The 2,555-nt window shown below is 60.1% G+C and carries 3 protein-coding genes; all 3 read right to left on the reverse strand.

Going from position 1 to position 2,555, the window contains the following annotated elements; translation table 11 throughout:
- Window positions 1-5 precede the first annotated feature (5 nt).
- Complete coding sequence (locus Q9Q40_09660; protein ID MDQ7007488.1) at window positions 6-284, reverse strand: hypothetical protein; 279 nt, start codon at window positions 282-284, stop codon at window positions 6-8.
- Window positions 285-457: 173 nt separating this feature from the next.
- Window positions 458-841, reverse strand: a complete 384-nt coding sequence (locus tag Q9Q40_09665) for a hypothetical protein (protein MDQ7007489.1) — start codon at window positions 839-841, stop codon at window positions 458-460.
- Window positions 842-1,366: 525 nt separating this feature from the next.
- The coding region (locus Q9Q40_09670) for an RHS repeat-associated core domain-containing protein (GenBank protein MDQ7007490.1) at window positions 1,367-2,555 on the reverse strand (1,189 nt) is incomplete at its 5' end.

Genomic DNA, 2,555 nt, shown 5'->3' on the forward strand with positions numbered 1-2,555 from the left:
CCCGTTCATAGGTAGCGCCAGCTCTGGGTCTGGGTCGCGCCGACGGTCAAGTTGTAGTGAGTGGGATCGGCGCCATCGAGGCTGGCGGTCAGCGCCGTGCGGCGCCCCGCCTGGTCCCAGGTGCTCGCCAGCTCCACGCACCCGGTGCCGCCGCTGTTGCATGTGCCCGAAGTGCTGGCGTAGATCGTCTTCGCCACCCGGCTCAGGCGGTCGTACCCGGTGCGCTGCTCCCGGCCGTCGGGCATGATCCGCAGTCGGCCGCCCGCATCGTAATCGCAGAACACCTCCTGCTAGCCGTCCAAATGGAGACCCAGACCGCTGTGCTTGCGCATTTTTATCTTCTGTTTGAGTGGTCCCCGAAGCTGCCCTACTCCGGAAACCGGAAGTGCCCGGTGCTCGGGTTGCCTCCAAAAGGCAAGCTGCCAAGCAGCCTCACGCCCTGACAATGCCGAGACTGCTACGGCAAGTACAAAGTACCCGTCCGCGGAGAACGGTAAGGATTGTTGATCCTGTAACCCAGTATGTCATTGAAAACAAGATCCGCATGCACCAAGGCACCATCCCTGGCGAAGAAGAAATCCCAGCACGTAACCTCCCAGGACACGTCATCCATTACCAACGATGAAACGGCACAACGGCTCTCCGCCACGACGCCTTCCCGGAAATCGCGGGAGAGACCTACCTGCTCCAGAGTTTTCTTCAGTTCATCGGGTATCTTCTTCCTCGCCCCGGCGGGAAGATCGTCCACCGTCTTCACCACCCGCCAGTAGGGCGGCTTCGCAGCATTTCTTGACCTGAAGGTCTGCTGATCAGCCAGTGCGATCGTCATAAACAGGTCCATCAACGCGTCTCGGCCCCGCTCAACCTCACATTTCCTCGCGAGGTGCGAAACGACGATAGGATCTACGTCCAGCACTGAATCCCTCAATTCAATCCCTCGCACAATCCTCTCTGGCTCACTCCGTCGGAAGCAAACCCAGATGTCGAGAGCCGAAACGACGTCGGGCAGAGCCACCGGACAGGCACCCCGACAATGCGATACGACCTGAGGCCGATATACCTCCACAAGACGACATCTCCTCTTTCCAATAGCCATACTGTCCTCAATGGAGACAGAAGCAGGGTCATACCTACTGCCATGCGGAAACTGTGGATAGTAGCCAGCGACAGCTCTTTCGCAAGCAGTCATTCTCAGCGGAGCTCCGCCAGTCGACATTGAATCTTCTTGCCTATTCTCCAGTTTCCTGCCAGCCGTGCTCCCCTCTGCGCCCTCAGTGATGACCATCGTCAACATGCATAATACGGCGCTCATCCCGAAAAACCGAAGATACGAGATCCGCTTTGTCATAACATACCTCATAATTGGTCACCATAGCGGCGGGTTATTGGAAATGAGCGTGCCTGGCCCGAAACTCTCCACCCTAAGGGTGGGGGCAGGTGGGCTTAACCACACCGCAGTCCTCTTGTCATAAGGCAATCCCAACTGGTTCCCCAATTCATGCCCTGCCATATTTCCCAACGCGGTCGCATATGGCGTGTCGCTATATCCAAATCTCTCGTACACGCCTTCCAGTTGCCGATGCATCTCGCTCCCAAGGAATGCACTTACGGTGTTCTCGATTCTGCGAACATAGACTTCGCTATAGAGCCCGTGAAGCGCCTCCCCGGCCGGGGGAGTCGCTCCAAGATACCGTTCTCCAATCCGCTCGCTGTCAAGAAACGTCTGATCGACAGTTACGAACCCAATCACGTGGTCGGATCGGGACGTCACTCTAGGGCTCATGTTGTCGTGCGTCACAACACGAAACCCAAGCTCGTCAACCAGATCCTGAAGCCTAGCTGCCGCTATTCGCAGCGTTTCGCCTTCCACACCGGCGTAGTTGACGAGGTGAACCCTCCCGCTGCTCCCTTTCTCCGATGCGGAAGGCATCGGGACCTCCGGATAGTACTTCTGGATGCCGGTAGCACGCTCTCGGGAGACTGCATCACCGCCGCCTTCCTCAGCACCCTCAGATTCCTCCTTCGGCGTCTCGTCATCCTCCCCCTTGGCCGCCTCCTCGTCTGCCTCCGCCTGGCTGATCAGTACGTCCCCGCCAGGAGGGCGAGCTTGAACAGAGATCCGCCACGCCCGCGCGTCGTTCATGGCCTGAATCCCGCGCATGACGAAGTCCGCCATGCTGGATGACACCGAAATCCCGTCCACGCTCCAGCTTCGACCTCGACTCTGACCACTTCCCAAGAGACCACCCATGGGATCGTACCGAGCGCCCCGCAGCCCCGTTGGATCGACCCACATCGTCGGGCTTGCGCCCACGTAGGCGTTGACGTTCAGGCCGCCGGACTCGCCGATGGGGTCCTGCTCGATGAAGCGGCCGGTGGCGGGCTCGTACCAGCGGTGGTGCATCAGGTACAGGCCGGTGGACTCCTCCCGGCGGGCGCCCGTGAAGCCGTAGGAAACCGGGACCGGGGCGCCCTGCCAGGAGGGTAGCGACACCGCCTTGCCGTAGGGGTCGTAGGTGTTGCGGCCTTCCACCGTGGCGGTGGTGCCGTCGCCG

It is taken from the genome of Acidobacteriota bacterium (assembly GCA_030949985.1).
In the GTDB taxonomy this organism is placed as follows: Bacteria; Acidobacteriota; Polarisedimenticolia; order J045; family J045; genus JALTMS01.

Coding starts and splice junctions, on each gene's coding strand:
- Q9Q40_09665 (MDQ7007489.1), bottom strand. CDS start 841: ATGGACCTGTTTATGACGATCGCACTGGCTGATCAGCAGACCTTCAGG.